Here is a 26,934-nt window from a genome sequence, read left to right on the forward strand (position 1 = left end):
CCGACGTAACGGCGATCTCCGACGCTGTGGCGTTCATCGGCCGACGTGAAGGTCTTGGGCAAGCGCCTGCATGATCAGCCACTGGACCGTGGGCCAGTCATCCACGACCTGGCGATAGCCCACGCGGATCACCGTGTAGCCGAGAAGGCGAAGCGCCGCGTCGTGCTCGTTGTCCGAGAGTCGCTGCGCGTTGACGTGATGCCCTCCGTCGATCTGGACGACGAGACGATCCCCGATGAGATGGTCGACGTGGTGGCCGGCGATCCAGATCTGGGCACGGATCCGCACGCCGAACCGCTTCAGCCGCGTGGCGAAGATACGTTGTGGTCTGGCCCGGGGGCCGAGCGCGCGGCAGCGCGGCGGGTCAGAAGGGAAGGAGCGGGTCGATCGCGATCGCGACGAAGATCAGCGTGAGGTACGTGATCGAGGCGTGGAAGACGCGCATGGGGCGTGGCTCGGTGCCGCGCACGGCGCGGTTGTAGAGCCGGTGCGACTCGTAGATGAACCAGCCGCCGAAGACGAGCGCTGAAACCGTGTAGACGAGGCCCATGTCGGCGACGGGGATGAGGAGCAGCGAGCACGCGACGGTGGCCCACGCATACAGGATGACCTGCAGGCCCACCTGTGAGCCGCTGCGGGTCGCTCCGAGCATCGGGACGTCGACGTCGTCGTATTGGTTCTTGTACTTCATGGAGAGCGGCCAGTAGTGCGGCGGCGTCCAGAGGAAGACGAGAAGGAACAGGATGAACGGCGGCCAGGCGAGCGAGCCGGTGACGGCGGTCCAGCCGATGAGCACCGGGAAGCAGCCCGCGATGCCGCCCCACACGATGTTCTGCTCGGTGCGGCGCTTGAGGATCATCGTGTAGATCACGACGTAGAAGAAGATGGCCGCTGCCGAGAGCGTCGCGGCGAGCCAGTTGGTCGTGAGCCACAGCCACACGGTCGACACGACGGCGAGCGTCCACGCGAAGATCAGCGCACCTCGCGGCGACACCTCGCCGGTGACGAGCGGCCGGTTCACGGTGCGCTGCATGTGCGCATCGATGTCGCGATCGAGGTACATGTTGAACGCCGCGGCGGAGCCGGCACTCAGCGAGCCGCCGATCACAGTGGCGAGTACGAGCCAGAGGTCGGGCAGACCGCCCTGCGCGAGGATCATCACCGGCACGGTGGTGACGAGCAGGAGCTCGAGCACACGCGGCTTCGTCAATGCGACGTAGGCGCGGACCGTCCGGCCGAAGGTGCGGGGAGCCGCGGGCGTCGTCACGTGGGCCGTGCTCGAGATGTCCATCGCCCCCCGTATCGTGCGCCCGGTGTCAAACGCCCTCAAGTCTATGGCATCGGCATCCGCTCGCCGGCCGACGGGCCGCCTCACGATCGCGTGCACCGAGCGGTGAACCACTCGTCACGCGGGCGACACGTGGACGCAACGATCGAGAGCGAAGCCCGTGCCACTCTTGCGAAGCGCCTGGCCTTTGTGGCAGTCACACAACGGCACACATGACCTGGGGGGCATAGCCCTTCGATATGCTGAAAACCACAGGCGCGACCCCGCGCGAATCCCCCTCCCGCCAGAACTCCTCCAGAGCTGTGCGGCGCGGCCGCCGGGGCGCCGAAACCTTCAGACGAAAGGCGGTCCCGTGTCGGAACTGCGTTGGGAAGAGATCGACAAGCGCGCCGTGGACACGGCCCGCGTGCTGGCGGCGGACGCTGTCGAGAAGGTGGGGAACGGACACCCCGGCACGGCGATGAGCCTCGCCCCGGCGGCCTACCTCCTCTACCAGCGGGTGCTGAACCACGACCCCGCCGACGTGCACTGGCCCGGGCGTGACCGCTTCATCCTGTCGGCCGGCCACTCGTCGCTCACGCAGTACGTGCAGCTGTACCTCGGCGGCTTCGGACTCGAGCTCGACGACCTGAAGTCGCTGCGCACATGGGGCTCGCTGACCCCCGGCCACCCCGAGTACGGCCACACCGACGGCGTCGAGATCACGACCGGCCCGCTCGGCCAGGGGCTCGCGTCCTCTGTCGGCTTCGCGTACGCGGCCCGCTACGAGCGCGGCCTGTTCGACCCCGAGGCGCCGGCGGGCGAGTCGCCCTTCGACCACTTCGTCTACGTCATCGCGTCGGACGGCGACCTGCAGGAGGGCATCACCTCCGAGGCGTCGTCGCTCGCCGGCCACCAGGAGCTCGGCAACCTCGTCGCCATCTACGACTCGAACCAGATCTCGATCGAGGACGACACCGACGTCGCATTCACCGAAGACGTCGCCAAGCGCTACGAGTCGTACGGCTGGCACGTCCAGACCGTCGACTGGAAGAGCACGGGCGAGTACGTCGAGGACGTCCCCGAGCTGTTCGACGCCATCGAGGCCGCCAAGGGCGAGACGAGCAAGCCGTCGATCATCATCCTCAAGACGATCATCGGGTGGCCGTCGCCGGGCAAGCAGAACACCGGCAAGATCCACGGCTCGGCGCTGGGCGCCGACGAGCTGCGCGCGACCAAGGAGGTGCTCGGCTGGAACCCCGACGAGACCTTCGAGGTTCCCGCCGAGGTGCTCGAGCACACCCGCTCCCTGCGCGAGCGCGGTGAAGAGGCCAAGGCCGCGTGGCAGCAGAAGTTCGACGCGTGGGCCGCGGCGAACCCCGAGCGCAAGGCGCTCTTCGACCGCCTGCAGGCGCGCGAGCTGCCCGCCGACGTCGAGGCCGCTCTGCCGGTCTTCGAGGCGGGCAAGGATGTCTCGACCCGCGCCGCTTCGGGAACCGTCATCAACGCGCTCGCCGACGTGCTGCCCGAGCTGTGGGGCGGCTCGGCCGACCTCGCGGAGTCGAACCTCACGACCATCAAGTCGGCGAAGTCGTTCATCCCGAGCGAGTGGTCGACTCACGAGTGGGCCGGCGACCCCTTCGGTCGCGTGCTGCACTTCGGCATCCGCGAGCACGCGATGGGCGCCATCGTGAACGGCATCGTGCTCCACGGCCCGACGCGTCCGTTCGGCGGCACGTTCCTGATCTTCAGCGACTACATGCGCCCTGCCGTGCGCCTCGCGTCGCTCATGAACATCCCCTCGATCTACGTCTGGACGCACGACTCCATCGCCCTCGGCGAGGACGGGCCGACGCACCAGCCCATCGAGCAGATCGCGGCGCTCCGGGCCATCCCGAACTTCACGCTCGTCCGCCCGGCCGACGCCAACGAGACGGCCGTCGTGTGGCTCGAGCTGCTCCGCCGTCACGGCGGCCCCGCGGGTCTGGCGCTCACCCGCCAGAACATCCCCGTGTTCGAGCGCGGCGAGGGCGAGGCATCCGGCGACACGTTCGCCTCGGCCGCCAACGCCACGAAGGGCGCGTACGTGCTCGCCGAGGCGCCGGGCGGCACGCCTGACGTCATCCTCATCGGCACGGGCTCCGAGGTGCAGCTCGCCGTCGCCGCCCGCGAGACGCTCGCGGCCGAGGGTGTCAACGCCCGCGTCGTGTCGGCGCCGTCGCTCGAGTGGTTCGCCGAGCAGGACGAGGCATATCGCGAGAGCGTGCTCCCGTCGGGTGTCAAGGCCCGTGTCTCGGTCGAGGCCGGTGTCGCACTCTCGTGGCGAGGCATCGTCGGCGACGCGGGACGCTCGGTCTCGATCGAGCACTTCGGCGCCTCGGCCGACTACAAGACCCTCTTCCAGAAGTTCGGCATCACCGCCGAAGCCGTCGTCGAGGCGGCGCGTGAAACCATCGCCGCCGCGGCGGGGAACTAAGGAGACAACGCATGAGCACCCCCACCGAAAAGCTCGCCTCCGAGGGCGTCAGCATCTGGCTCGACGACCTCTCGCGTGACCGGATCACGACGGGCAACCTCGCCGACCTGATCGCCACCCGCAACGTCTCGGGCGTCACGACGAACCCGACGATCTTCGCCACGGCGCTGTCGAAGGGCCACGCCTACGAGACGCAGGTCGCCGAGCTCGCCTCCAGCGGCGCGACGACGGATGACGCGATCTTCACCATCACGACCGACGACGTCCGCGACGCCGCCGACATCTTCCGCCCCGTCGCCGAGGCGACGAACGGCGTCGACGGCCGCGTCTCGATCGAGGTCTCCCCCGACCTCGCGCACGACACCGAAGCGACGATCGCCGAGGCCAAGAAGCTGTCGGCCGCCGTCGACCGTCCCAATGTGCACATCAAGATCCCCGCGACGAAGGCGGGCCTGCCCGCCATCACCGAGGTCATCGGCGCCGGCATCTCGGTCAACGTGACGCTCATCTTCAGCCTCGAGCGCTACGCCGAGGTGATCGAGGCCTACCTCGCGGGCCTCGAGAAGGCGCAGGCCGCCGGCCACGACCTCTCGAAGATCCACTCGGTCGCCTCGTTCTTCGTGTCGCGCGTCGACACGGAGGTCGACAAGCGTCTCGCCGCGATCGGCACGGACGAGGCATCCGCCCTCAAGTCCAAGGCCGGCGTCGCGAACGCCCGTCTCGCCTACGAGCTCTACGAGCAGAAGTTCGCCGAGGACCGCGCCAAGGCGCTGACGGATGCCGGGGCCAACGTGCAGCGGCCCCTCTGGGCGTCGACCGGCGTCAAGGACCCGTCGCTCCCCGACACCCTCTACGTGACCGAGCTCGTCGCTCCCGGCACCGTCAATACGATGCCCGAGAAGACGCTCGAGGCGACGTTCGACCACGGCGTCATCGACGGCGACCAGGTCACCGTCAACTACGCCGACGCGCACGGCGTCTTCGACCGCCTCGCTGCCGTGGGCGTCGACTTCGCCGACGTCACGCAGGTGCTGGAGGACGAGGGCGTCGAGAAGTTCATCGTCTCGTGGCACGAGCTGCAGGACACCGTCACGAACGCGCTGGCAGCGGCCCCCGAGGCCGCTCGATGACGTTCGATCTCCACCTGACCGGGCACGTCAAGTCGGTCGTCGACCAGACGCTGCCCGGCCTCGTGGCCGACCTCGTCGCATCCGGCATCACGGCGGCGGACCCCACCCTGTGGGGCGAGGCCGCCGAGCCCGAGGCGTCGAAGCGGCTCGGGTGGATCGACGCGGTCAGCGTCTCGCGTCCTCTCGTCGCGGAGATCGTCGCCCTGCGCGAGGAGCTGCGGGCGAAGGGCGTGACGCGCGTCGTCCTCGCGGGGATGGGCGGCTCGTCGCTCGCCCCCGAGGTCATCGCGCAGACCGCCGGCGTGCCGCTCGTCATCCTCGACTCGACCGCTCCCGGTCAGGTGCTCGCCGCGATCGACGGCGACCCGGAGGCGGGCGGGCTCGGCCAGACCGTGCTCGTCGTCTCGTCGAAGTCGGGGTCGACGGTCGAGACCGACTCGGCCAAGCGGGCCTTCGAGGCCGCCTGGCGCGATCTCGGGATCGACCCCACGGAGCGCATCGTCGTGGTGACCGACCCCGGATCGCCGCTCGACCAGTCCGCACGCGACGAGGGGTACCGCGTCTTCAACGCCGATCCCAACGTCGGCGGCCGGTACTCGGCGCTCACGGCGTTCGGCCTCGTGCCGACGGGTCTCGCCGGCGTCGACATCGACGAGCTCCTCGACGAAGCCGACGCGACGCTCCTCGAGGTCGCGATCGACAGCCCCGACAACCCCGCCCTCGTGCTCGCTGCCGCGATCGCCGGCGGCGACCCGCGCCGGGACAAGCTCGGGCTCATCACGGACGGCACGCACATCGTGGGCCTGCCCGACTGGATCGAGCAGCTCGTCGCCGAGTCGACGGGCAAGGACGGCACCGGCATCCTGCCCGTCGTGCTGCTCCCGGTCTCGCCCGAGGTCGAGAGCGCGCCGTCGGACCTGCAGATCGTGCGGTTCGTCGACGAGGCGAAGGCCTTCCACTTCCGCGAGCGTCACCCCGGCGAGGTCCTCGTGAGCGGCTCGCTCGCGGCGCAGTTCATCGTGTGGGAGTACGCCACCGCCATCGCGGGACGGATGCTGGGGATCAACCCCTTCGACCAGCCCGACGTCGAGTCGGCCAAGGCTGCGGCGCGGGGTCTGCTCGACGCCCAGCCCGAGCCCGCAGCTCCGGCGTTCACCGTCGCGGGCGTCGAGGTGCGCGTCTCGGATCCGGAGCTCGCCGCGAGCGGCACGGTCGCCGGCGTCCTCGACGCGCTCTGGTCGCGCCTCCCCGCCGACGGCTACGTGTCGATCCAGGCCTACGTCAACCGCCTCGCTCTCCCCCAGCTGGAGGGCCTGCGCGAGCTCGTCGCGGCGGACTCCGGCCGCCCCACGACGTTCGGGTGGGGACCCCGGTTCCTGCACTCGACCGGGCAGTATCACAAGGGCGGTCCCACGAACGGCGTGTTCCTGCAGATCCTCGAGTCGACCGACGTCGACCTGGAGATCCCGGGGCGGCCCTTCACGTTCGGCCAGCTCATCCAGGCGCAGGCCGCAGGCGACGCCTCGGTCCTCGCGGAGGGCCACGGCCGCCCGGTCGTGACCCTGACCCTCACCGACCCCCAGCTCGAGGTGCTCACGCTCTTCGAAGCCGCCCAGTAGGAGCATCCTTCCGATGACCGTGGAGATTTCGCGCGGGCACAACCCCCTGCGCGATCCCGATGACCGGCGCCTCAACCGCATCGCGGGTCCGAGCGCGCTCGTCATCTTCGGCGTGACGGGCGACCTGTCGCGCAAGAAGCTCATGCCCGCCGTGTACGACCTGGCCAACCGCGGCCTGCTGCCCCCGGGCTTCGCGCTCGTCGGGTTCGCACGGCGCGACTGGGAGGACCAGGACTTCGCCGAGGTCGTGCACGAGGCCGTCAAGCAGTACGCGCGCACCGAGTACCGCGAAGAGACGTGGAAGCAGCTGCTGCAGGGCATCCGCTTCGTCTCGGGCACGTTCGACGACCCCGACGCGTTCCGGCGCCTCCGCGAGACCGTCGAGAAGCTCGACGTCGAGCGCGGCACGATGGGCAACCACGCCTACTACCTGTCGATCCCGCCGAAGGACTTCGCCGTCGTCGCGGAGCAGCTGAAGTCGTCGGGACTGGTCGACGAGAAGGCCGACGGCGAGGACCGCTGGCGCCGCGTCGTCATCGAGAAGCCCTTCGGGCACGACCTCGAATCGGCGCGCGCCCTCAACGACGTGCTCCGCTCGACCTTCCCGACGGACTCGATCTTCCGCATCGACCACTACCTCGGCAAGGAGACGGTCCAGAACATCCTGGCGCTGCGCTTCGCGAACGAGCTGTACGAGCCCCTGTGGAACCGCAACTACGTCGACCACGTGCAGATCACCATGGCCGAGGACATCGGCGTCGGCGGTCGGGCCGGGTACTACGACGGCGTCGGAGCGGCACGCGACGTCATCCAGAATCACCTCCTGCAGCTCATGGCGCTGACGGCGATGGAGGAGCCCATCACCTTCAATGCCGCTGACCTGCGCGCCGAGAAGGAGAAGGTCCTCGCAGCCGTGACGCTTCCCGAGGACCTCTCGCTCGCGGCGGCCCGCGGCCAGTACGCGGGTGGCTGGCAGGGCGGCGAGAAGGTGCGGGGCTTCCTCGAGGAGGACGGCATGGCGCCCGACTCGACGACCGAGACCTACGCCGCCATCAAGCTCGAGATCAACACGCGCCGCTGGGCCGGCGTGCCGTTCTATCTGCGCACGGGCAAGCGCCTCGGCCGCCGCGTGACCGAGATCGCGGTCGTCTTCAAGCGCGCGCCGCAGCACCTCTTCTCGCGCAGCCAGACGTCCGAGCTCGGCCAGAATGCGCTCGTCATCCGCGTGCAGCCCGACGAGGGCGTGACGCTGCGCTTCGGCTCGAAGGTTCCGGGCGCCGGTTCGCAGGTGCGCGACGTGACGATGGACTTCGGCTACGGGCACGCCTTCACCGAGGCGAGCCCCGAGGCCTACGAACGACTGATCCTCGATGTGCTCCTGGGCGATCCCCCGCTCTTCCCGCGGCACGAGGAGGTCGAGCTGTCGTGGAAGATCCTCGACCCGTTCGAGAAGTTCTGGGCCAAGCAGGGCGGTCCGCTCGACCAGTACTCGCCCGGATCGTGGGGGCCGGCGTCCGCCGATGAGCTCCTCGCCCGCGACGGAAGGACCTGGAGGCGGCCGTGATCATCGAACTTCCCGACACAACAGTCAGCAAGATCTCCCGCGCCCTCATCGATGTCCGTGAAGAGGGCGGTGCCGTCGCACTCGGCCGCGTGCTGACGCTCGTCATCGCGACGCGCCACGGCGCCGAGGAAGAGGCCATCGAGGCCGCCAACGACGCCTCGCGCGAGCACCCCATGCGCGTCATCGTCCTCATGTTCGGCGACCGCGAGGCCGAGCCCCGTCTCGACGCCCAGATCCGCGTCGGCGGCGACGCCGGCGCGAGCGAGGTCGTCGTCCTGCAGGCGTACGGGCCCGCGGCATCCAACACCGAGAGCCTCGTCACGGGCCTGCTGCTGCCCGACGCGCCCGTCGTCGTGTGGTGGCCCGACAACCCGCCGGCGGTCCCGTCGGTCTCGCCGCTCGGACGCATCGCGCAGCGCCGGATCACGGATGCCTCGACCCGCCCGTACGACCCGCACCGTCTGGCGGCGCTCGGCGACAACCACGCGCCCGGCGACACCGATCTCGCGTGGACGCGTCTGACGCACTGGCGGGAGCAGCTGGCAGCAGTGCTCGACCAGCCCCCGTATGAGCCGATCACCGGCATCGAGGTGCGCGGCGCGAGCAGCTCGCCTTCGACGGCGCTCCTGGCCGCGTGGCTGCGGCTCATGCTGGACGTCCCGGTCGACTGGCGCTACCTGTCGGCAGACGAGTGGCACGACGGCATCAAGTCGGTGCGGCTCACGCGCGAGAGCGGTGACATCCTGCTCGAGCGCTCCTCTCCGGCGATCGCGTGCCTCAGTCAGCCTGGACAGCCCGAGCACGACCTCGTGCTGCCGCGCCGTACCCTGCGGGAGTGCCTCGCCGAGGAGCTCCGACGCCTCGACCCCGACCTCCTGTATGGTCGAGTGATCACCGAGGGGTGGCAGCTGCTGGGGCCGCCCGCGTCGACGGAGGCAGATGGCTGAGTTCTACACCGAGAAGCGCGTGGTCATCAGTCCGGATCCCACGACTCTCGCTGACTCGGTCGCCGCGCGGTTCGTCACGCGACTCGCCAAGATCACCGCCGAGGGCCGCCCCGTGCACGTCTCGCTGACCGGCGGCTCCATGGGATCCGCCGTGCTCGCCGCAGCGTCACGCCATCCCAAGCTCGGCAAGGTCGACTGGTCGCTCGTGCACTTCTGGTGGAGCGACGAGCGTTTCGTCCCACGCGACGACGCCGATCGCAACGAGAAGCAGGCCCGCGAGGCGCTGCTCGACGGCCTCGACATCCCTGCCGCCAACATCCATGCCGCCGCGGCGAGCGATGAGGGTGGGGATCTGGATGCCGCGGCCGCCGCCTACGCACGGGAGCTGGCGCGGTTCCGTCCCGACGGCGGGGCGGATCCCTGGCCCTCGTTCGACATCTGCTTCCTGGGGGTCGGTCCCGACGCCCACATCGCCTCGCTCTTCCCCGACCGCGAGGAGATCCGCGTGACGGACGCCGCGGTGCTCCCTGTGCGGGACTCCCCCAAGCCGCCGCCCGAGCGGGTCACCATGACGCGCCCGGTCATCAACTCGTCGCAGCGCGTGTGGCTCGTGCTCTCCGGCACGGACAAGGCGTCGGCGCTCGGTCTCGCCCTCGCGGGCGCCAGCTACCAGAGCGTGCCGGCGGCCGGCGCGAAGGGGCGGCGCAGGACGATCTTCTTCGTCGACGAGGCCGCGGCATCCCAGGTTCCCGTCGAGCTCATCACCGGCGAGTACTGACGAGGCGACATCGCCGACCAGCGAGCAAAGAAGAAGGACCGCGCGGCGCGCGGTCCTTCTTCTTTACATGAGCGTCTGGGATCAGTCCTCGCCGCGACGCTCGCGCAGCTGCTGCAGCGCGTCGTCGAGCAGGGCCTCGGCCTCTTCCTCCGTGCGGCGCTCCTTCACGTAGGCGAGGTGCGTCTTGTAGGGCTCGGTCTTCGCGAGGGCCGGAGGGTTCTCCTTGTCGCGACCGGCCGGGAGACCGGAGTGGGGCGAGTCGATCGTGTCGGGGATCTCTTCCTCGGGGATGCCGGCCGCGAAGTAGCGGACGGTCTCGTTGCCGAGGGCGTCCCAGTACGAGATCGCGACGCGATCCGCGTGGAAGCCGTGGTCCTGTTCGCCCATCGGACCCGCGCCGACGCGCGTTCCGCGGATCGCATTGCCGCCCGTTGCCATCAGATCCCCTGGAACTTGGTGATGAGACCCAGCGCCACGATCGAGACGAACCAGGCCAGCGCCAGGATGATCGTGAACCGGTTGAGGTTGCGCTCCGCAAGGCCCGACGAGCCGAGCGCGGAGGTGAGGCCGCCGCCGAACATGTCGGACAGGCCACCGCCGCGACCCTTGTGGAGCAGGATGAGGAGGGTCAGCAGGAGGCTCGTGATGCCGAGGAGCACCTGCAGGACGAACTCGAGGATCTGCACAGTCGTTGAAGCCTTCCGCTGCGATCTACGCGGATCGCAGGAATCGGGGCGCGGGCTTGCGGCCGCACCGCGAACATCTGAGCGCGACCCGAGGTCGCACAAAGGACGAGTATACCGGGCGGGTCAGACTCCGACGTGCTTCTGATACCGGATGATCGCGGCGAACTCGTCCACGACGAGGCTCGCCCCGCCGACGAGGGCGCCGTCGACGTCGGGCTCGCGCATGAAGCTCGCGATGTTGCCCGACTTGACCGAACCGCCGTACAGGATGCGGGTGCGGTCCGCGGCATCCCGACCCAGCTTGTCGGCGATCACTTCCCGCAGCGCGACGCAGACTTCCTGTGCCTGCTCGGGCGAGGCGACCTGCCCGGTGCCGATCGCCCACACCGGCTCGTAGGCGACGACGAATTCGGCATCGGCCGGGACGCCCTCCAGCGCCGCTTGCAGCTGCCCGACGGAGACCGCGGTCGGCCCCGACTCCTCGCGCTCTTCCAGCGTCTCGCCGACGCAGATGACCGGGACGAGTCCGTGGCGCAGCGCCGCCTGGGTCTTCGCGGCGACGATCTCGTCGGTCTCGGCGTGGTACTGCCGCCGCTCGGAGTGCCCGATGATGACGTAGCCGCACTGCAGCTTGGCGAGGAAGGCGCCGGAGATCTCACCCGTGTACGCGCCGGAGTCCTGCGCGGACAGATCCTGGGCGCCGAGGCCGAACGGGATCTTGTCGGCGTCCAGGAGCGTCTGCACGGTGCGCAGGTCGGTGAACGGCGGGAAGACCGCGACCTCGACCGAGCCGTCCTCGTGCTTGGCGTCCTTGAGCGTCCAGTGGAGCTTCTGGACGAACGCGACCGCCTGCAGGTGGTCGAGGTTCATCTTCCAGTTGCCCGCGATGAGCGGGGTACGACCGGTCACTGCCATCCGAGGACCTCCAGTCCGGGGAGCTTCTTGCCCTCGAGGAACTCGAGGCTCGCGCCGCCGCCCGTCGAGATGTGTCCGAAGTCGTCGTCGGCGAAGCCGAGCTGACGCACGGCCGCCGCCGAGTCGCCGCCGCCCACGACGCTGAGGCCCTGGACCTCGGTGAGCGCCTGCGCGACGGCCTTCGTACCGGCGGCGAAGGGTGCCATCTCGAACACGCCCATGGGCCCGTTCCAGAAGACCGTGGTCGACGAGCGGATCGCGTCGGCGAACGCCTGCGACGTCCTGGGGCCGATGTCGAGCCCGAGCGCGTCGGGACCCACGGGGGTGTCCTCGATCTTGTCGGCGTCGGTCTCGGCGCGCTCCGCCTCGGCGGAGAACGCCGCCGCGACGATCGTGTCGACGGGGAGGATGAGCTCGACGCCCTTCTCCTCGGCCGTCGCCATGTAGCCCTTGACGGTCTCGATCTGGTCCTCTTCGAGGAGGCTCTTGCCCACCTTGTACCCCTGGGCCGCGAGGAACGTGAACATCATCCCGCCGCCCACGAGGATCTTGTCGGCGCGAGGCAGGAGGTGGGCGATGACCCCGAGCTTGTCACTGACCTTGGATCCGCCGAGCACCACGGTGTACGGCCGCTCCGGGTTCTCGGTCAGGCGGTCGAGGACGTCGACCTCTTTTTCGATGAGATACCCGGCTGCGGAGGGCAGGATCTCGGCGAGGTCGTACACGGATGCCTGCTTCCGATGCACCACCCCGAAGCCGTCGGAGACGAGAACATCGCCGAGCCCGGCGAGCTGCTCGGCGAACTCGCGGCGGGCCGCGTCATCCTTCGCCGTCTCACCAGGGTTGAAGCGGAGGTTCTCGATGACCGCGACGTCTCCGTCTTCGAGCGCCGCGACGGCCTCCTGCGCCGACTCGCCCACGGTGTCGCGGGCGAAGGCCACCGGCTGGCCCAGGAGCTCCGACAGGCGCTGCGCCACGGGCGCGAGGCTGTACTTCGGGTCGGGGGCGCCGTCCGGGCGCCCGAGGTGCGAGCAGACGATGACGCGGGCGCCCTGGTTGATGAGGGCGTTCAGCGTGGGGAGCGTGGCCCGCACACGGCCATCGTCCGTGATGACCTCGCCCTGAAGGGGGACGTTGAGGTCAGCACGGACGATGACACGCTTGCCGGCCAGCGAACCCAGCGAGTCGAGGGTGCGCAGAGCCATGGCGGAGATCAGAGCTTCGAGGCGACGTACTCGGTGAGGTCGACGAGGCGGTTCGAGTAGCCCCACTCGTTGTCGTACCAGGCCGACACCTTCACGAGGTTGCCGCTCACGTTGGTGAGCTCGGCGTCGAAGATCGACGAGTGCGGGTTGAGCTGGATGTCGCTCGACACGATCGGGTCCTCGGTGTACTGCAGGTAGCCCTTGAGGTTGCCGTCGGCGGCCGCGGCCGCGTAGGCGGCGTTGATCTCGTCGACCGTGAGGCCCTCGCGCTCGGTGACGATCGTGAGGTCGACGATCGAGCCGGTCGGGACGGGCACGCGGTACGACGAGCCGCTGAGCTTGCCGTTGAGCTCGGGCAGCACGAGGCCGATCGCCTTCGCAGCGCCGGTCGAGGCGGGGACGATGTTGATCGCGGCGGCGCGCGCGCGACGCAGGTCGCTGTGCGGGCCGTCCTGCAGGTTCTGGTCGGCCGTGTAGGCGTGCGCCGTCATCATGAAGCCGCGCTCGATGCCGAACGCGTCGTTGAAGACCTTGGCGAGCGGCGCGAGGCAGTTCGTCGTGCACGATGCGTTCGAGATGATGTTCATCGACGCCGAGTCGTAGGTGTCCTCGTTCACGCCCATGACGAAGGTGCCGTCGACGTCGGTGCCGGGCGCCGAGATGATGACCTTCTTGGCGCCGCCGGCGATGTGCTTGCCGGCATCCGCGGCCTTCGTGAAGCGTCCGGTCGACTCGATCACGATGTCGACGCCGAGCTCGCCCCAGGGCAGGTTCGCCGGGTCGCGCTCCTCGAACACCTTGATGGCCTTGCCGCCGACCGTGATGGAGTCCTCGGTGTACGAGACGTCCTCGCCGAGCGGTCCGCCCACCGAGTCGTACTTGAGCAGGTGCGCCAGGGTCTTGTTGTCAGTGAGGTCGTTGACCGCGACGATCTCGAGGTCAGCCCCCTGCGCGAGAGCCGCGCGGAGGAAGTTGCGTCCGATGCGGCCGAAGCCGTTGATTCCGATCTTGACAGTCACGGAATTTCTCCTGAAGGTGTCATGCGCGAGTGCGCGGTTGTTGCAGTTTCAGACGAGTGGACAACGGCGTCCCGGCGGCGCATCCGCCGGGACGGCCGCACTTGCTATGACAGTACCAGCAGGCCGGAGGTCTTCTGGCGGGCGGCGTCGAGGCGCTGCGCCACGTTCTCCCAGTTGGCGATGTTCCAGACCGCCTTGACGTAGTCGGCCTTGACGTTGAGGTAGTCGAGGTAGAAGGCGTGCTCCCACATGTCGAGCTGGAACACCGGGATCGTGCCCTGCGCCGTGTTCGACTGCTGATCGAACAGCTGCTGGATGATGAGCTGCTCGCCGATCGGGTCCCAGCTGAGGACCGCCCAGCCGGAACCCTGGATGCCGGTCGCTGCGGCCGTGAAGTGCGCCTGGAACTTCTCGAATCCGCCGAAGAACTCATCGATGGCGGCCGCGAGCTCACCCTCGGGCTGCCCGCCGCCGTCCGGCGAGAGGTTGGTCCAGAAGATCGAGTGGTTCACGTGGCCGCCGAGGTTGAACGCCAGGTCCTTCTCGAGCTTGTTGACGTTCGCCAGGTTGCCGCTCTCACGCGCCTCCGCCAGCTGCTCCAGCGCCGTGTTGGCGCCGGTCACATACGTCTGGTGGTGCTTGTCGTGGTGCAGCTGCATGATCTTGCCGCTGATGTGGGGCTCCAGCGCGGCGTAGTCGTAAGGGAGGTCGGGCAGCGTGTACTTCGCCATGGTCTCTTCTTCCTGTCGGCGCTGCGCCAGGGGATCCCCGGCGTCCAGCGAGGGTGACGAGTTCATCCTAATGAGAGGCAACGCACCGGCGGGGGGCTTGCTTCCCTGCGTGACAGGGCCTATCCGAGGCGCGGAATCCGCCCGGAGGATCAGTCGGCTGCGCCCGCGGGAACGGCCGACTCGGTGCCCGGCAGCCCCTCGGCCTCGGCCTTCTTGTCGGCCATCGCCAGGAGGCGGCGGATGCGTCCCGCGACGGCATCCTTCGTGAGCGGCGGGTCGGCGTGGTGACCGAGTTCGTCGAGGCTCGCGTCGCGGTGGGCGAGGCGCAGGTCCCCCGCCTGCTTGAGGTGGTCGGGCACCTCGTCGCCGAGGATCTCGAGAGCCCGCTCCACGCGCGCACAGGCCGCAACGGCCGCCTGGGCCGACCGACGGAGGTTGGCGTCGTCGAAGTTGACGAGACGGTTGACCCCCGCCCGCACCTCCCGACGCTGGCGCAGCTGGTCCCACTCCGCCGCCGCGCGCACAGCGCCCATGGCGGCGAGGGCCTGCCGGATGGCCTCAGCCTCGCGCACGACGACGCGCGGGACTCCACGCACTTCCCGCGCCTTGGCGGCGATGCCGAGGCGGTGCGCGGCGCCGACGAGCGCCATCGCGGCCTCGCCGGACGGGCACGAGATCTCGAGGGCCGCCGAGCGCCCGGGCTCGCTGAGCGAACCGGAGGCGAGGAACGCGCCGCGCCACACGGCGGCGAGGTCGGGGCGCGCTCCGGTCGTGAGCTTGTTCGGGAGTCCGCGCACCGGGCGGCGGCGCTGGTCCAGGAGGCCGGTCTGGCGGGCGAGCGTCTCACCGCCCTCGATGACGCGGACGGCATAGTGGCTGCCGCCCCGGCCGCCCGATCCCTGCACGTGCACGAGCTCCGGCCGCACGCCGTAGATCTCGACGAGGTCGCGCGCCACGCGCCGGGCGAGGACGTCGGAGTCGAGCTCGGCCTCGACCGCCACGCGGTTCGCGATCGAGTGCAGGCCGCCCGAGAACCTCAGCAGCGACGTGAGCTCTGCGACGCGGGCGGTGGGCCTCGGGTCGCGGACTGCGGTGAGCTCGGCTTTGACGTCGGCGGTCAGCGACACAGGACTCCTCGCGGTGCGGGTTTCAGGAACGAGGGTCTAGCCTACTCGCGGCCGAGGTCGCGATGCTTGACGCGGACGGCCACACCGGGCACCTGACCGAGCCGCGCGGCGAGCTCGTTGGCCATCACGACGGAGCGGTGCTTGCCGCCCGTGCAGCCGATCGCGACGACGGAATGCCGCTTGTTCTCGCGCTGGTAGCCCTCGAGCACCGGGAGGAGCGCGGTGGTGTAGGCGTCGATGAACTCGGTCGCGCCCTCCTGCCCCAGGACGTACTCGCGCACGGCGTCGTCCTCGCCCGTGTAGGGCCGCAGGCTCTCGTCCCAGAAGGGGTTCGGAAGGAAGCGCATGTCCGCGACGAGATCGGCATCCGGCGGCAGGCCGTACTTGAAGCCGAAGCTCTGGATCGTCACCGTGTGCTTCGCCTCCCCCTCCTGCGCGAAGAGGTCGACGATCTGGGTCGCCAGCTGGTGGATGTTGTAGTTCGACGTGTCGACGATGAGGTCGGCGCTCTCACGGACGCGGGCCAAGGCATCCCGCTCCCGGCGGATGCCGTCGAGGATCGTGCCGTCACCCTGCAGCGGATGCGGCCGGCGCACCGACTCGAAGCGGCGCACGAGGACGTCGTCCGAGGCATCCAGGAACAGGACGCGAAGGTGCTGTCGCGCTTCGCGCAGCGCACGAGTGACCTCGGGGAGCTCGCGGAAGAGATCGCGTCCGCGGACGTCCACGACGACCGCTACCCGCGGCAGCGCGCCGCCGGCCAGTCCCGACAGGTCGAGCAGCGGCTTGAGCATCTGCGGCGGGAGGTTGTCGACGACGTACCAGCCGAGGTCCTCGAGCGCGTCGGCCGCGGTCGACCTGCCGGCGCCGGACATGCCCGTGACGATCAGGACTTCCCCTGCGTCCTGCTGCTCCTCCGGCATGACCACCCCCGTCGTCCCGTTCAGCCTATCGACTCCTCCCGGCGGCGGGTGGACCGCGCAGAGCTCACGAGTCCGCGAGATGGGAGTGGATGGATGCCGCGAGCTTGGGACCGACGCCCGGAAGCTCTTCGATCTGCTCGGTCGTGGCGCGCTTCAGCGCCGCGACCGAGCCGAAGTGGCGGAGCAGCGCCCGGATGCGGGCCTCGCCGAGCCCGGGGATCTCGGCGAGCACGCTCTGGATGTCGCGCCGCCGGCGCTTGCGCTGGTGCGTGATGGCGAACCGGTGCGCCTCGTCGCGGAGTCGCTGGAGCAGATACAGCGCCTCGCTCGTGCGCGGGAGGATGACGGGGTAGTCCTCCCCCGGCAGCCAGACCTCCTCGAGGCGCTTCGCGATGCCGCACAGGGCGATCTCCTCGTGCCCCGCGTCGCGCAGCGCGCGGGCTGCGGCCTCGACCTGCGGCTTGCCGCCGTCCACGACGAGGAGCTGCGGGCGATACGCGAAGCGCGGACGGCGGCGCTCGGTCACGAAGTCCTCGTCGGCGCTGAGGGCCGTGGCCGCGGCATCCGTCGTCGACGCGATCGCCGTCTCGGCGCCCGGACCGATCCCGCGGTCGGTCGAGAGGTCGTCTCCGCGATCGACGTAGGCGAGGCGCCGTGTGAGCACCTGGTAGAGCGAGTCGGTGTCGTCGGTCGTCTCATCGACCTTGAAGGAGCGGTACTGGTCCTTGCGCGGCAGGCCGTCCTCGAAGACGACCATCGAGGCGACCACGTTGGTGCCGCCGAGGTGCGAGACGTCGAAGCACTCGATGCGCAGCGGCGCCTCCGCCAGATCGAGCGCCTCCTGCAGGTCGGTGAGAGCCTGCGTGCGGGCGACGTAGTCGCTCGTGCGACGGGTCTTGTGGAGCATGAGCGCCTGCTGCGCGTTGAGGGTGGCCGTCCTCATGAGCTCGGCCTTGCGCCCGCGCTGTGCGACCTGGATCGACACGTTGCGGCCGCGGCGCTCGCGCAGCCACTCTTCGAGATCGGCCGCGTCCTCTGGCAGCGCCGGCACGAGCACCTGCTTCGGGATGTCGGCCTCCGCGGCTCCCCCGTAGGTGCGCTGCAGCACCTGGTCGACCAGATCGGCGCCCGTGATGTCGAGCTCCTTCTCGATCGTCGTGGCGCGCACGCCGCGCACGCGCCCGCCGCGGATCACGAAGTGCTGGACGTTCGCCGCCAGCTCGTCCTCGGCGATGCCGAACAGGTCGGCGTCGGTGTCGGGCGAGAGCACGAGGGCGCTCTTGTTCAGCACCGCGTCGATCGCCTGGAGCTTGTCGCGGTAGACGGCGGCGGACTCGTAGTCCATGGCGGCGGATGCCTCGCGCATCCGCGCGGTGAGCTCCCGCGTGAAGCGCTGATCGCCGCCCGACATGAACGCGACGAAGTCCTCGACGATCGCGCGATGCTCCTCGATCGTGACCTTCATCGAGCACGGACCGCCGCAGCGGCCGATCTGTCCCGGGAAGCACGGACGTCCGGTCGACATGGCCTTCTTGTACGACGAGTCGCTGCACGTCCGGATCGGGAAGACCTTGATCATCAGATCGATCGTGTCGTGGACAGCCCAGACCTTCGGATACGGGCCGAAGTACTTCGCACCCTTGATGCGGCGGTTGCGCGTCACGATGACCCGGGGCGCCTCGTCGGCGAGCGTGATCGCCATGAAGGGGTAGGACTTGTCGTCCTTGTAGCGGACGTTGAAGGGCGGGTCGAACTCCTTGATCCACTGGTACTCGAGCTGCAGCGAGTCGACATCGGTCGCGACGACGGTCCATTCGACGGATGCCGCGGTCGTCACCATCCGCCGCGTCCGCTCGTGGAGGGTGTGCAGCGGGGCGAAGTAGTTCGACAGCCGGGCCCGGAGGTTCTTCGCCTTGCCGACGTAGAGAACCCGGCCGTCGGCGTCGCGGAACCGGTAGACCCCGGGATTGGTCGGGATCTCCCCGGGCCTCGGCTTGTACGCGACGGTCGGAGTGCGGGTGGTGGCGCCCATCCCGCTCAGCCGGCCTTGCGCGCGACCGTCTCGTCGGCCGACGCGATCCCGAGCACCTCCGCGAGGAAGGCGCCCGTGTGGCTCGCCTCGACCCGCGCGACCTGCTCGGGCGTGCCCGTCGCGATGATCTCACCGCCGCCCGAGCCGCCCTCCGGACCGAGGTCGATAATCCAGTCCGCCGACTTGATGACGTCGAGGTTGTGCTCGATCACGATGACCGTGTTGCCCTTGTCGACGAGGCCGTTCAGCACCTCGAGCAGTCGCCGCACGTCTTCGAAGTGAAGGCCTGTCGTCGGCTCGTCGAGGACGTAGATCGAGCGGCCGTTCGACCGGCGCTGCAGCTCCGTCGCGAGCTTGACGCGCTGCGCCTCGCCGCCCGAGAGCGTCGTCGCCGACTGGCCTAGCCGGACATAGCCGAGGCCCACGTCGACGAGCGTCTGCAGGTAGCGATGGATCGCCTGGATCGGCTCGAAGAACACCGCCGCCTCGGCGATCGGCATCTCGAGCACCTCGGCGATGTTCTTGCCCTTGTAGTGCACGGCCAGGGTGTCGCGGTTGTACCGCTTGCCGTGGCAGACCTCGCAGTCGACATAGACGTCGGGCAGGAAGTTCATCTCGATCTTGATCGTGCCGTCGCCCGAACACGCCTCGCAGCGCCCGCCCTTGACGTTGAAGCTGAAGCGCCCGGGCTGGTAGCCCCGCACCTTCGCTTCGGGGGTCTCGCTGAAGAGCGTGCGGATGCGGTCGAAGACGCCCGTGTAGGTCGCGGGGTTCGACCGCGGCGTGCGGCCGATCGGGCCCTGGTCGACGTGCACGACCTTGTCGAGGTCGTCCGTGCCCGTCACCCGCGTGTGCTTGCCCGCGACCCGGCGAGCGCCGTTGAGGCGCGACGCCAGCACCTCGTAGAGGATGTCGTTGACGAGCGACGACTTGCCCGAGCCGCTCACGCCCGTGACGGCCGTCAGCACGCCGAGCGGGAAGTCGACCGTGACGTTCTTGAGGTTGTTCTCGCGCGCGCCGACCACTGTGATCTGCCGGCGCTTGTCGAGCTTGCGCCGCTTCTTCGGCGTCGGGATCTCGCGACGGCCCGCGAGGTAGTCGGCGGTGATCGACGTGCGGTCCTCGAGGAGCGAGGCGAGCGGACCGGAGTGCACGACCTCTCCCCCGTCGACGCCCGCGCGCGGGCCGATGTCGACGACCCAGTCGGCGGCGTGGATCGTCTCCTCGTCGTGCTCGACGACGATGAGCGTGTTCCCGAGGTCGCGGAGCTTGATGAGCGTCTCGATGAGGCGCCGATTGTCGCGCTGGTGCAGGCCGATCGACGGCTCGTCGAGGACGTAGAGCACACCCGTGAGCCCCGAGCCGATCTGGGTCGCGAGACGGATGCGCTGCGCCTCGCCGCCCGAGAGGGAACCCGCGGAACGGCTGAGGTTGAGGTAGTTGAGGCCCACCTGGATGAGGAACTCGAGCCGCAGGCGGATCTCGCGCAGCACCTGCGCCGCGATGATCGCCTCGCGCTGCGTGAGCTCGAGCTTCGCGAAGAACTGCTGTGCGTCGGCGAGGCTCAGGCGCGAGGCATCCGCGATCGAGTGCCCGTGCACGAGCACGGCGAGCACCTCGGGCTTGAGGCGGTCGCCGTTGCAGACCGGGCACGGCACTTCGCGGAGGTAGTCCGCCCAGCGCTGGCGCTGCGTGTCGGACTCGGCCTGCATGTACTGCCGCTCGATATAGGGCACGACGCCCTCGAACCCCGAGGAGTACCGCATCTCGCGCCCGTACCGGTTCTTCCAGCGGACGGTCACCTTGTAGTTCTCGCCGCGGAGCACGGCGTCCTTCACGACCTCGGGGAGCCGCTTCCACGGCGTGTCGAGGGAGAAGTGGAGATCGTTCGCGAGCCCCTCGAGAAGGCGCTCGTAGTACTGGAAGAGCCCCTTGCCCTGGGTCGTCCACGGAATGAGGACGCCCTCGCGGATCGAGAGATCCTCGTCGCCGAGCATGAGCTCGACGTCGACGGACATGCGGGTTCCCAGCCCCGAGCAGGCCGGGCACGCGCCGAACGGGGCGTTGAACGAGAATGTCCGCGGCTCGATCTCGGTGAGCTGAAGGGGGTGACCGTTGGGGCACGCCAGCTTCTCGGAGAAGCTCTGCCACGCGGCATCCCCCTCCTCGTCGACGAAGTTGACCTGCATGACGCCGGCAGCGAGCCCCAGCGCCGTCTCGACGGAGTCGGTCACGCGCGCGAGGATGTCGTCGCTCGCGACGAGTCGGTCGACGACGACCGCGATGTCGTGCTTGTAGCTCTTCTTGAGGACCGGCGGCTCGGCCAGCTGGATGAGCTCGCCGTCGACGATCGCGCGGGCGTAGCCCTTCGCTCCGAGCTCGCGGAAGAGGTCGACGAACTCGCCCTTCTTCTGCGTGACGACCGGTGCGACGATCTGGTACCGGGTGCGCTCGGGCAGCTCCATGAGCTGATCGGCGATCTGCTGGACGGTCTGGCGCTGGATGACCTCGCCGCACTCGGGACAGTGCGGGACGCCGATGCGGGCCCAGAGCAGACGCATGTAGTCGTGGATCTCAGTGATCGTGCCCACGGTCGAGCGCGGGTTGCGGTTCGTCGACTTCTGGTCGATCGACACGGCGGGGCTGAGGCCCTCGATGAAGTCGACGTCGGGGCGGTCCACCTGGCCGAGGAACTGGCGGGCGTACGCGCTCAGCGACTCGACGTACCGGCGCTGGCCCTCGGCGAAGATCGTGTCGAACGCGAGGCTCGACTTGCCGGACCCCGAGAGGCCCGTGAAGACGACCAGCGAATCGCGAGGGATGTCGAGGTCGACGTCCTTCAGGTTGTGCACCCGCGCTCCGCGGACACTCAACTGCCCGGTCGAGCCGGGCTTCACGGCTGGGTTCGGGCTGCTGTTTGCGGGCGCGACGACAGGGACGATGGGCACCCGTCAAGTGTAGGCGGGGCCTCCGACACCGGGCTGGGAGAGCCGTTCGCCCGTCGCGAAGGGCGGGCGGGAATAGCGGATGCCGCGGGGCTCAGCGGCCCCGCGGCATCCATTGTGCTGTCAGCCTCGCGTCAGAGGACGAGCAGCGGCACCTTCGGCGCCTGCGACGGCTTGACGGTGTCGCTGCCGCTGTAGGACGCCCACAGCAGGTGCACGCCCTTGCTGAGCTTGGGCAGCTTGACCTTGACGCGACCCTCGTCGTCCGCGGTGAGCGCGACCGTCGTGATGAGCGTCGAGCCGTCGTAGATCGACACCTCGCCGGTCGGGACGACGCCGTCCTCGGCCCACACACGGACCGTGTACTGCACCGCGCCGTTCGCCTTCGTGACGATCTTGTTCGGCCAGCCGACCGTCGTGGAGTCGGCACGATCGAACGTCGTGAGGGGCACGACGATCGAGGTTCCCGTGCTGGCACCCGTGAGCGTCAGCTGCGTCGCACCGACCGGAGCGTCGGCCGGGAGCGTCACGGACACCGACGTCATGCCGTAGTCGTCGTACGGCGCCGTGCCGATCGCGTTGTCGAGCGGGAAGCTGCCGAGCACTCGATCGCCGAGCGAGACGACGACCGACTGGTCCTTCACATCCACGGCCGTGGACATCGACCACGACTTGACGTCGAACTTCACCGTCGAGCCGAGCTCGTACTGAGCGGGCGCGTCGGCCGGGAACTGCACCTGCACGGCGTGCTGCGCGTAGTCCACCGGGAGCGGCGTCGTCGCGGCGAAGGTCGCCATGTAGTCCACCATCGCGGCGAGATCGATCTTGCCCGTGTCGCGCTTGGCGGTGCCCTTGGCGAGCTCGCGGAAGTTGTCGCCGCCCGTCGAGAGGAACGAGTTCACGGTGACCGAGTAGGTCGCCGCGAGATCGATCGGCTCGTCGTTCAGCCACATGCCCGTGATCGTGCCCTTGGGCGCGACGACCGGCTCCAGCGACTCGTCCTTCGGCGTCGCAGGGTCGTCCTGCTGCGCCTCGGTCACGATCTGCTGCGAATAGGTGTACTCGAAGCCGTCAGAGACGCCGAGACGCAGGAACGGCCGCGTGGGAACGCCGTTGTAGATCGTCCGCTGCCACTGCTGCTCGAGCACCGTCTTGATCTGCGCACCGGTGAGCTGGAGGTTCACGAGCGTGTTGGCGAACGGCTGGACGACAGCCGCCTGCTTGTACGTCAGCGTGCGCGGGTACGATCCGTTCCCCGGATCGGTGCCCGTCATGTCCGCGCGAAGACCGCCCGGGTTCATGAAGGCGATCTGTGCGGCACCGGACTCCGGCTGTTCGGTGGCCCAGCGCTGCACCTCGGCGACGAGGTTGCCCAGCGTCGACTCGCCACCGCGGTTCTCGATCGGAAGTCCGGTCTTGGGGTCGACCGAGCTCAGCTGTGCGCGGTTGAACGCTCCGGCGATCTGCCCCAGCGGCTGCGCCCCGAGGACGTCCGCCTGCGACTTGGCCGCGGCGACGATCGACGCGACACCCGCGTCCGCGGGGTAGCCGGCGAGGGCGAGCACGTTCTGGGACTTGGCCGTCACATTGCCGGCTGCGTCCACCGTGTAGATCAGCTGGTTGAGGTTGGTGCCGTACTGGCCGGCCGACACGACGGGACGGTCCGTGACCGCTCGGTTCTCCGCGGCCCACTGCGCGACCGGGAACGAGCAGTTGTACTGGAGGTGCGTGTGTCCGGAGACGATCGCGTCGACGTCGGGCGAGATGCCGTTGATGATGTCGGCCCACTTGCCCGAGTCATCCATCGTCGCGCAGTCCGTCGAGGGAGCACCCTCGTGAACGAGCATCACGACGAGGTCGGCGCCGTTGGCGACGAGATCGGCCGCCTCGGTGTTCACCGAGCTGACGATGCCCTTGACGTCGATGTCGGCGATGCCGCCGGGGCTCACGAGCGACGGAAGCTCCTCGGTCACCGCGCCGACGAAGCCGACCTCGACATCGCCGAAGTCCTTGATCCAGGTGGCCGGGACGGCGTCGTCGCCGGTCGCCTTCATCTTGAGGTTCGCGGCAAGGTACTGCCACTGCGCCCCGCCGTAGGGGTTCGTTACGGCGTCGTAGGGGGCCATCACGCGGTTGACGAGGTCGTTGTAGCCCTGATCGAGCTCGTGGTTGCCCACGGCCGAGACTTCGAGGCCCGCCGCGTTGAGCGCGTCGATCGTCGGCTTGTCGTGCTGGATGAACGACTCGAAGGTCGATGCCCCGATCAGGTCGCCGGCCGCGGCGAACACCGTGTTCGGGTTGGCGGCGCGCAGCTGCTTCACGGCTCCCGCGAGCTTCGCGGCACCGGCCTGGGCACCCTCGTCGAGGATGCGACCGTGGAAGTCGTTGGTCGCGAGGATCTGGATCTGGGTGTCCGCAGCGTGGGCCGCGGGGGCGACGAGGACGCTCGCGCCGAGCGCGACCGCCGTGGTGAGTGCTCCGACCGCAAGTCTGCGGATGCGTGGTGCTGAAGCGTGGTCTGGGTGTGACCGAACTCGCATGTGTTTTCCTCTTCGTGGGCCGACGGGACGGTGTCTCGGGCACTGCCGTTCGGGCGCGCCGACGCACCATTAAGAAAGCCTAAGAACTTCCTGGGAGTTCGTATAGGAGAACGGCGAAAATGAGGAGGAGTTCACCGGATCGTCAAGCGACGGATGCCGCGGCATCCCATTCCGGAACGGCGCCGGCGAACGGGGTGAGCGATCTGCGGAGAAGGTCGAGCTTGTCGACGGTGAGGCCCGTGCGCGCCATGATCTGAGGCGGGACCTCGAGCGCTTGCGCCCGCAGCGCTCGACCGGCCTCGGTGAGCGTGATGTCGAGCACGCGCTCGTCGTCGGGCCGGCGGGACCGGGCGACGCGGCCCTGGACCTCGAGGCGCTTGACGAGGGGCGAGAGGGTCGCGGGCTCCATCGCGAGCTCTTCGGCGAGCTGACCCAGGGAGCGCGGGGACTGCTCCCACAGGGCGAGCATGACGAGGTACTGAGGATGTGTCAGCCCGAGCGGCTCGAGCACCGGCCGGTAGACCGAAACCACGTTGCGTGCGGCGGTAACGAGCGCGAAGCAGAGCTGATTCTCGAGCTTGAGCAGGTCGTCTCGGGGATCCATGCGGCCCATCCTAGCAATTAGTTAGTACACTAATGATCATGACGCAAAGGGATCCTGCTGCCGAGCCCTCGACGCTGCGCGACCGCGTGCGAGAAGCGGGCGGGTGGTACGCGTGGTTCAACAGCCGGCTCATCCGGCTGGCAGGCCCCGCGGCGGTCGGCCCCTACGAGACGACGCCGCCCCCCAGCGTGGCCGAACGCGCTGAGCGCGCGTGCCCGCTGTGCGGCGCGCCGATGTCGGAGCACACCTTCGACCGCAACGGCCCCAAGCCGCTCATGCACTGCCCGTAGCGCGCCCGCGGCGTAGCGCGCCCGCGGCTCAGGCGTGCCCCGCGCGCTCCATCGCGCGAAGCTCCCTCTTGAGATCCTGCACTTCGTCACGCAGGCGCGCGGCGAGCTCGAACTTGAGCTCCCCCGCCGCGGCGAGCATCTGGTCGGAGAGGTCGGCGATCGTCGACTCGAGCTGCTCGGCGCCCTCGGCCGCGATGCCCTCCCGCCGCAGCTGCGGCGTCGGCGACTTGCCCTTGCCGGACTTGGTCTTGGCGGCCGCCTTGCCTCGCAGCATCCGGTCGGTGTCGGATGCCTCGCGGGCCAGGACCTCGGTGATGTCGGCGATCCGCTTGCGCAGGGGCTGCGGGTCGATCCCGTTCGCCAGGTTGTAGGCGATCTGCTTGTCGCGCCGGCGCTCGGTCTCGTCGATGGCGTTGCGCATCGAGTCGGTCATGTTGTCGGCGTACATGTGCACTTCGCCCGACACGTTTCGCGCCGCTCGGCCGATCGTCTGGATGAGCGACGTGCCGGAGCGCAGGAACCCCTCCTTGTCGGCATCGAGGATCGCGACGAGCGAGACCTCGGGGAGGTCGAGGCCTTCGCGGAGGAGGTTGATGCCCACGAGCACGTCGTAGACGCCTGCGCGCAGCTCGGTCAGCAGCTCGACGCGCCGGAGCGTGTCGACGTCGGAGTGCAGATAGCGGACTCGCACCCCGTGCTCGCCGAGGAAGTCGGTGAGCTCTTCGGCCATCTTCTTCGTCAGCGTCGTGACGAGCACGCGCTCGTCGCGCTCGGCCCGAATCCGGATCTCTTCGAGCAGGTCGTCGATCTGGCCCTTCGACGGCTTGACGATGATCTGCGGGTCGACGAGGCCCGTCGGGCGGATGATCTGCTCGACCACGCCGTCGGCGATGCCCATCTCGTAGCGGCCGGGCGTGGCCGAAAGATAGACCGTCTGGCCGATGCGGTTCTTGAACTCGTCCCACCGCAGCGGCCGGTTGTCGAGGGCGCTGGGCAGGCGGAACCCGTGATCGACGAGCGTGCGCTTGCGCGAGGCATCCCCCTCGTACATCGCCCCGATCTGCGGAACGGTCACGTGCGACTCGTCGATGACCATGAGGAAGTCGTCGGGGAAGAAGTCGAGCAGCGTGTGCGGGGGCTCGCCCGGCATGCGCCCGTCGAGGTGCCGCGAGTAGTTCTCGATCCCCGAGCAGAAGCCGAGCTGCTGCAGCATCTCGAGATCGAAGGTCGTGCGCATGCGCAGGCGCTGGGCCTCGAGCAGCTTGTTCTGGCCCTCGAGCTCCTTCAGCCTCTCCTCGAGCTCGTGCTCGATCGTGCCGATGGCCCGCTGCACGGTCTCGGTGCCCGCCGCATAGTGCGTCGCCGGGAAGATCGGCACGGAGTCCATCCGCTGCACGACGTCGCCGGTGAGGGGATGCAGCATGTACAGCGCCTCGATCTCGTCGCCGAACATCTCGATGCGGATCGCGTACTCCTCGTACACCGGGATGATCTCGATCGTGTCGCCCCGCACCCGGAAGTTACCGCGCGAGAAGTCGACGTCATTGCGGTTGTACTGCATCGCGATGAACTTGCGGATGAGGGCGTCGCGGTCGTACCGCTCCCCCACCTGGAGCGCCACCATCGCACGCAGGTACTCCTCGGGCGAACCGAGGCCGTAGATGCACGAGACGGTGCTGACGACGATGACATCGCGCCTGCTCAGCAGGGAGTTCGTCGTCGAGTGGCGGAGGCGCTCGACCTCGGCGTTGATCGACGAGTCCTTCTCGATGAAGGTGTCGGTCTGCGGGACGTACGCCTCGGGCTGGTAGTAGTCGTAGTAGCTGACGAAGTACTCGACCGCATTGTTGGGCATGAGGTCGCGGAACTCGTTCGCGAGCTGCGCCGCGAGCGTCTTGTTGTGCGCGAGCACGAGCGTCGGCCGCTGCACGGCCTCGACGAGCCACGCCGTGGTCGCCGACTTGCCGGTTCCCGTCGCACCGAGCAGCACGACATCGGTCTCGCCCGCATTGATGCGGGCCGCCAGCTCGGCGATCGCCTGCGGCTGGTCACCACTGGGGGCGTACTCGCTGATGACCTCGAACGGGCGCACGGAACGTGTCGTTTGCACCCATCCAGGTTAGGCGGGGCCTCCGA

The 26,934-nt window shown here is 69.1% G+C and carries 22 protein-coding genes; 7 read left to right on the plus strand and 15 right to left on the minus strand.

Translation table 11 applies throughout. The features are described from left to right. Positions 1-33: 33 nt before the first annotated feature. Positions 34-288: a DUF559 domain-containing protein gene (locus tag G5T42_RS16155; RefSeq protein WP_241245869.1), complete on the minus strand. Its 255-nt coding sequence runs from the start codon at positions 286-288 to the stop codon at positions 34-36. Positions 289-364: 76 nt separating this feature from the next. Next, positions 365-1,291: a heme o synthase gene (locus G5T42_RS16160; protein WP_165129781.1), complete on the minus strand. Its 927-nt coding sequence runs from the start codon at positions 1,289-1,291 to the stop codon at positions 365-367. Between the two features lie 349 nt (positions 1,292-1,640). Here G5T42_RS16160 and tkt point away from each other — a divergent pair, with 349 nt between their 5' ends. From tkt to pgl, 6 genes are read left to right on the plus strand one after another with little or no spacing between them, the layout of a single operon-like run. Beyond that, positions 1,641-3,743, plus strand: a complete 2,103-nt coding sequence (gene tkt, locus G5T42_RS16165; RefSeq protein ID WP_165129782.1) for a transketolase — start codon at positions 1,641-1,643, stop codon at positions 3,741-3,743. A gap of 11 nt (positions 3,744-3,754) precedes the next feature. After that, complete coding sequence (tal, locus tag G5T42_RS16170; protein WP_165129783.1) at positions 3,755-4,873, plus strand: transaldolase; 1,119 nt, start codon at positions 3,755-3,757, stop codon at positions 4,871-4,873. Continuing rightward, positions 4,870-6,492 (plus strand): glucose-6-phosphate isomerase, encoded by a 1,623-nt coding sequence (locus G5T42_RS16175; RefSeq protein ID WP_165129784.1) that lies wholly within the window; start codon positions 4,870-4,872, stop codon positions 6,490-6,492. The genes tal and G5T42_RS16175 overlap by 4 nt, the downstream gene beginning before the upstream one ends. Positions 6,493-6,505: 13 nt before the next feature. Then, positions 6,506-8,056 carry a glucose-6-phosphate dehydrogenase gene (gene zwf, locus G5T42_RS16180; protein ID WP_165129785.1) on the plus strand — a complete coding sequence of 517 codons (1,551 nt, stop codon included), beginning with the start codon at positions 6,506-6,508 and terminating at the stop codon, positions 8,054-8,056. Continuing rightward, positions 8,053-9,003, plus strand: a complete 951-nt coding sequence (locus tag G5T42_RS16185; RefSeq protein WP_165129786.1) for a glucose-6-phosphate dehydrogenase assembly protein OpcA — start codon at positions 8,053-8,055, stop codon at positions 9,001-9,003. The genes zwf and G5T42_RS16185 overlap by 4 nt, the downstream gene beginning before the upstream one ends. Further along, positions 8,996-9,781, plus strand: a complete 786-nt coding sequence (gene pgl, locus G5T42_RS16190) for a 6-phosphogluconolactonase (protein WP_165129787.1) — start codon at positions 8,996-8,998, stop codon at positions 9,779-9,781. Before G5T42_RS16185 ends, pgl begins: the two co-directional genes overlap by 8 nt. Positions 9,782-9,862: 81 nt before the next feature. On the opposite strand, the gene G5T42_RS16195 is transcribed toward pgl, so the two are convergent. The 12 genes from G5T42_RS16195 to G5T42_RS16250 all read right to left on the minus strand — a co-directional run bounded on the left by G5T42_RS16195 (position 9,863) and on the right by G5T42_RS16250 (position 24,508). Then, a complete protein-coding gene (locus G5T42_RS16195) occupies positions 9,863-10,219 on the minus strand; it encodes an RNA polymerase-binding protein RbpA (protein ID WP_165129788.1) in 357 nt (118 codons plus the stop codon). Further along, positions 10,219-10,467, minus strand: coding sequence for a preprotein translocase subunit SecG (gene secG / locus G5T42_RS16200; RefSeq protein WP_165129789.1), 249 nt, complete (start codon positions 10,465-10,467; stop codon positions 10,219-10,221). The genes G5T42_RS16195 and secG overlap by 1 nt, the downstream gene beginning before the upstream one ends. Before the next feature lie 123 nt (positions 10,468-10,590). After that, entirely contained in the window at positions 10,591-11,382 is a 792-nt protein-coding gene (gene tpiA / locus G5T42_RS16205) for a triose-phosphate isomerase (RefSeq protein WP_165129790.1), read from the minus strand. After that, positions 11,373-12,587, minus strand: a complete 1,215-nt coding sequence (locus tag G5T42_RS16210; protein ID WP_165129791.1) for a phosphoglycerate kinase — start codon at positions 12,585-12,587, stop codon at positions 11,373-11,375. The genes tpiA and G5T42_RS16210 overlap by 10 nt, the downstream gene beginning before the upstream one ends. Positions 12,588-12,595: 8 nt before the next feature. Further along, positions 12,596-13,606 (minus strand): type I glyceraldehyde-3-phosphate dehydrogenase, encoded by a 1,011-nt coding sequence (gene gap, locus G5T42_RS16215; protein WP_165129792.1) that lies wholly within the window; start codon positions 13,604-13,606, stop codon positions 12,596-12,598. 104 nt (positions 13,607-13,710) lie between these two features. Further along, on the minus strand, positions 13,711-14,337 hold the full coding sequence (locus G5T42_RS16220; RefSeq protein ID WP_165129793.1) for a superoxide dismutase: 627 nt from the start codon (positions 14,335-14,337) through the stop codon (positions 13,711-13,713). A gap of 149 nt (positions 14,338-14,486) precedes the next feature. Further along, the gene (whiA, locus tag G5T42_RS16225) at positions 14,487-15,464 is read right to left on the minus strand and encodes a DNA-binding protein WhiA (protein ID WP_165129794.1); all 978 of its coding nucleotides are present in this window, start codon (positions 15,462-15,464) and stop codon (positions 14,487-14,489) included. A 41-nt stretch (positions 15,465-15,505) separates the two neighbouring features. Further along, on the minus strand, positions 15,506-16,387 hold the full coding sequence (gene rapZ / locus G5T42_RS16230) for an RNase adapter RapZ (RefSeq protein ID WP_165129795.1): 882 nt from the start codon (positions 16,385-16,387) through the stop codon (positions 15,506-15,508). A gap of 64 nt (positions 16,388-16,451) precedes the next feature. Continuing rightward, entirely contained in the window at positions 16,452-18,419 is a 1,968-nt protein-coding gene (gene uvrC, locus G5T42_RS16235; protein ID WP_165129796.1) for an excinuclease ABC subunit UvrC, read from the minus strand. Positions 18,420-18,424: 5 nt separating this feature from the next. Beyond that, positions 18,425-21,316 (minus strand): excinuclease ABC subunit UvrA, encoded by a 2,892-nt coding sequence (gene uvrA / locus G5T42_RS16240; protein WP_165130293.1) that lies wholly within the window; start codon positions 21,314-21,316, stop codon positions 18,425-18,427. Between the two features lie 182 nt (positions 21,317-21,498). Further along, positions 21,499-23,904, minus strand: a complete 2,406-nt coding sequence (locus G5T42_RS16245) for a 5'-nucleotidase C-terminal domain-containing protein (protein ID WP_165129797.1) — start codon at positions 23,902-23,904, stop codon at positions 21,499-21,501. Positions 23,905-24,046: 142 nt separating this feature from the next. Continuing rightward, positions 24,047-24,508, minus strand: coding sequence for a MarR family transcriptional regulator (locus G5T42_RS16250; protein WP_165129798.1), 462 nt, complete (start codon positions 24,506-24,508; stop codon positions 24,047-24,049). 32 nt (positions 24,509-24,540) lie between these two features. On the opposite strand from G5T42_RS16250, the gene G5T42_RS16255 reads away from it, so the two are divergent. Further along, a complete protein-coding gene (locus G5T42_RS16255; RefSeq protein WP_165129799.1) occupies positions 24,541-24,798 on the plus strand; it encodes a hypothetical protein in 258 nt (85 codons plus the stop codon). A gap of 28 nt (positions 24,799-24,826) precedes the next feature. Here the strand turns inward: G5T42_RS16255 and uvrB are convergent, their stop codons facing one another. Then, entirely contained in the window at positions 24,827-26,908 is a 2,082-nt protein-coding gene (gene uvrB / locus G5T42_RS16260; RefSeq protein WP_165129800.1) for an excinuclease ABC subunit UvrB, read from the minus strand. Between the last annotated feature and the right edge of the window lie 26 nt (positions 26,909-26,934).

It is taken from the genome of Microbacterium sp. 4R-513, assembly GCF_011046485.1.
Taxonomy (GTDB): Bacteria; Actinomycetota; Actinomycetes; order Actinomycetales; family Microbacteriaceae; genus Microbacterium.

Excerpts from the sequence above, each read along its gene's own strand:
- tpiA (WP_165129790.1), bottom strand. The coding sequence starts at position 11,382 with ATGGCAGTGACCGGTCGTACCCCGCTCATCGCGGGCAACTGGAAGATG.
- G5T42_RS16195 (WP_165129788.1), bottom strand. The coding sequence starts at position 10,219 with ATGGCAACGGGCGGCAATGCGATCCGCGGAACGCGCGTCGGCGCGGGT.
- G5T42_RS16245 (WP_165129797.1), bottom strand. The coding sequence starts at position 23,904 with ATGCGAGTTCGGTCACACCCAGACCACGCTTCAGCACCACGCATCCGC.
- zwf (WP_165129785.1), top strand. The coding sequence starts at position 6,506 with ATGACCGTGGAGATTTCGCGCGGGCACAACCCCCTGCGCGATCCCGAT.
- G5T42_RS16220 (WP_165129793.1), bottom strand. The coding sequence starts at position 14,337 with ATGGCGAAGTACACGCTGCCCGACCTCCCTTACGACTACGCCGCGCTG.
- G5T42_RS16210 (WP_165129791.1), bottom strand. The coding sequence starts at position 12,587 with ATGGCTCTGCGCACCCTCGACTCGCTGGGTTCGCTGGCCGGCAAGCGT.
- G5T42_RS16250 (WP_165129798.1), bottom strand. The coding sequence starts at position 24,508 with ATGGATCCCCGAGACGACCTGCTCAAGCTCGAGAATCAGCTCTGCTTC.
- G5T42_RS16175 (WP_165129784.1), top strand. The coding sequence starts at position 4,870 with ATGACGTTCGATCTCCACCTGACCGGGCACGTCAAGTCGGTCGTCGAC.
- pgl (WP_165129787.1), top strand. The coding sequence starts at position 8,996 with ATGGCTGAGTTCTACACCGAGAAGCGCGTGGTCATCAGTCCGGATCCC.
- tal (WP_165129783.1), top strand. The coding sequence starts at position 3,755 with ATGAGCACCCCCACCGAAAAGCTCGCCTCCGAGGGCGTCAGCATCTGG.
- G5T42_RS16255 (WP_165129799.1), top strand. The coding sequence starts at position 24,541 with ATGATCATGACGCAAAGGGATCCTGCTGCCGAGCCCTCGACGCTGCGC.
- G5T42_RS16160 (WP_165129781.1), bottom strand. The coding sequence starts at position 1,291 with ATGGACATCTCGAGCACGGCCCACGTGACGACGCCCGCGGCTCCCCGC.
- rapZ (WP_165129795.1), bottom strand. The coding sequence starts at position 16,387 with ATGCCGGAGGAGCAGCAGGACGCAGGGGAAGTCCTGATCGTCACGGGC.
- uvrC (WP_165129796.1), bottom strand. The coding sequence starts at position 18,419 with ATGGGCGCCACCACCCGCACTCCGACCGTCGCGTACAAGCCGAGGCCC.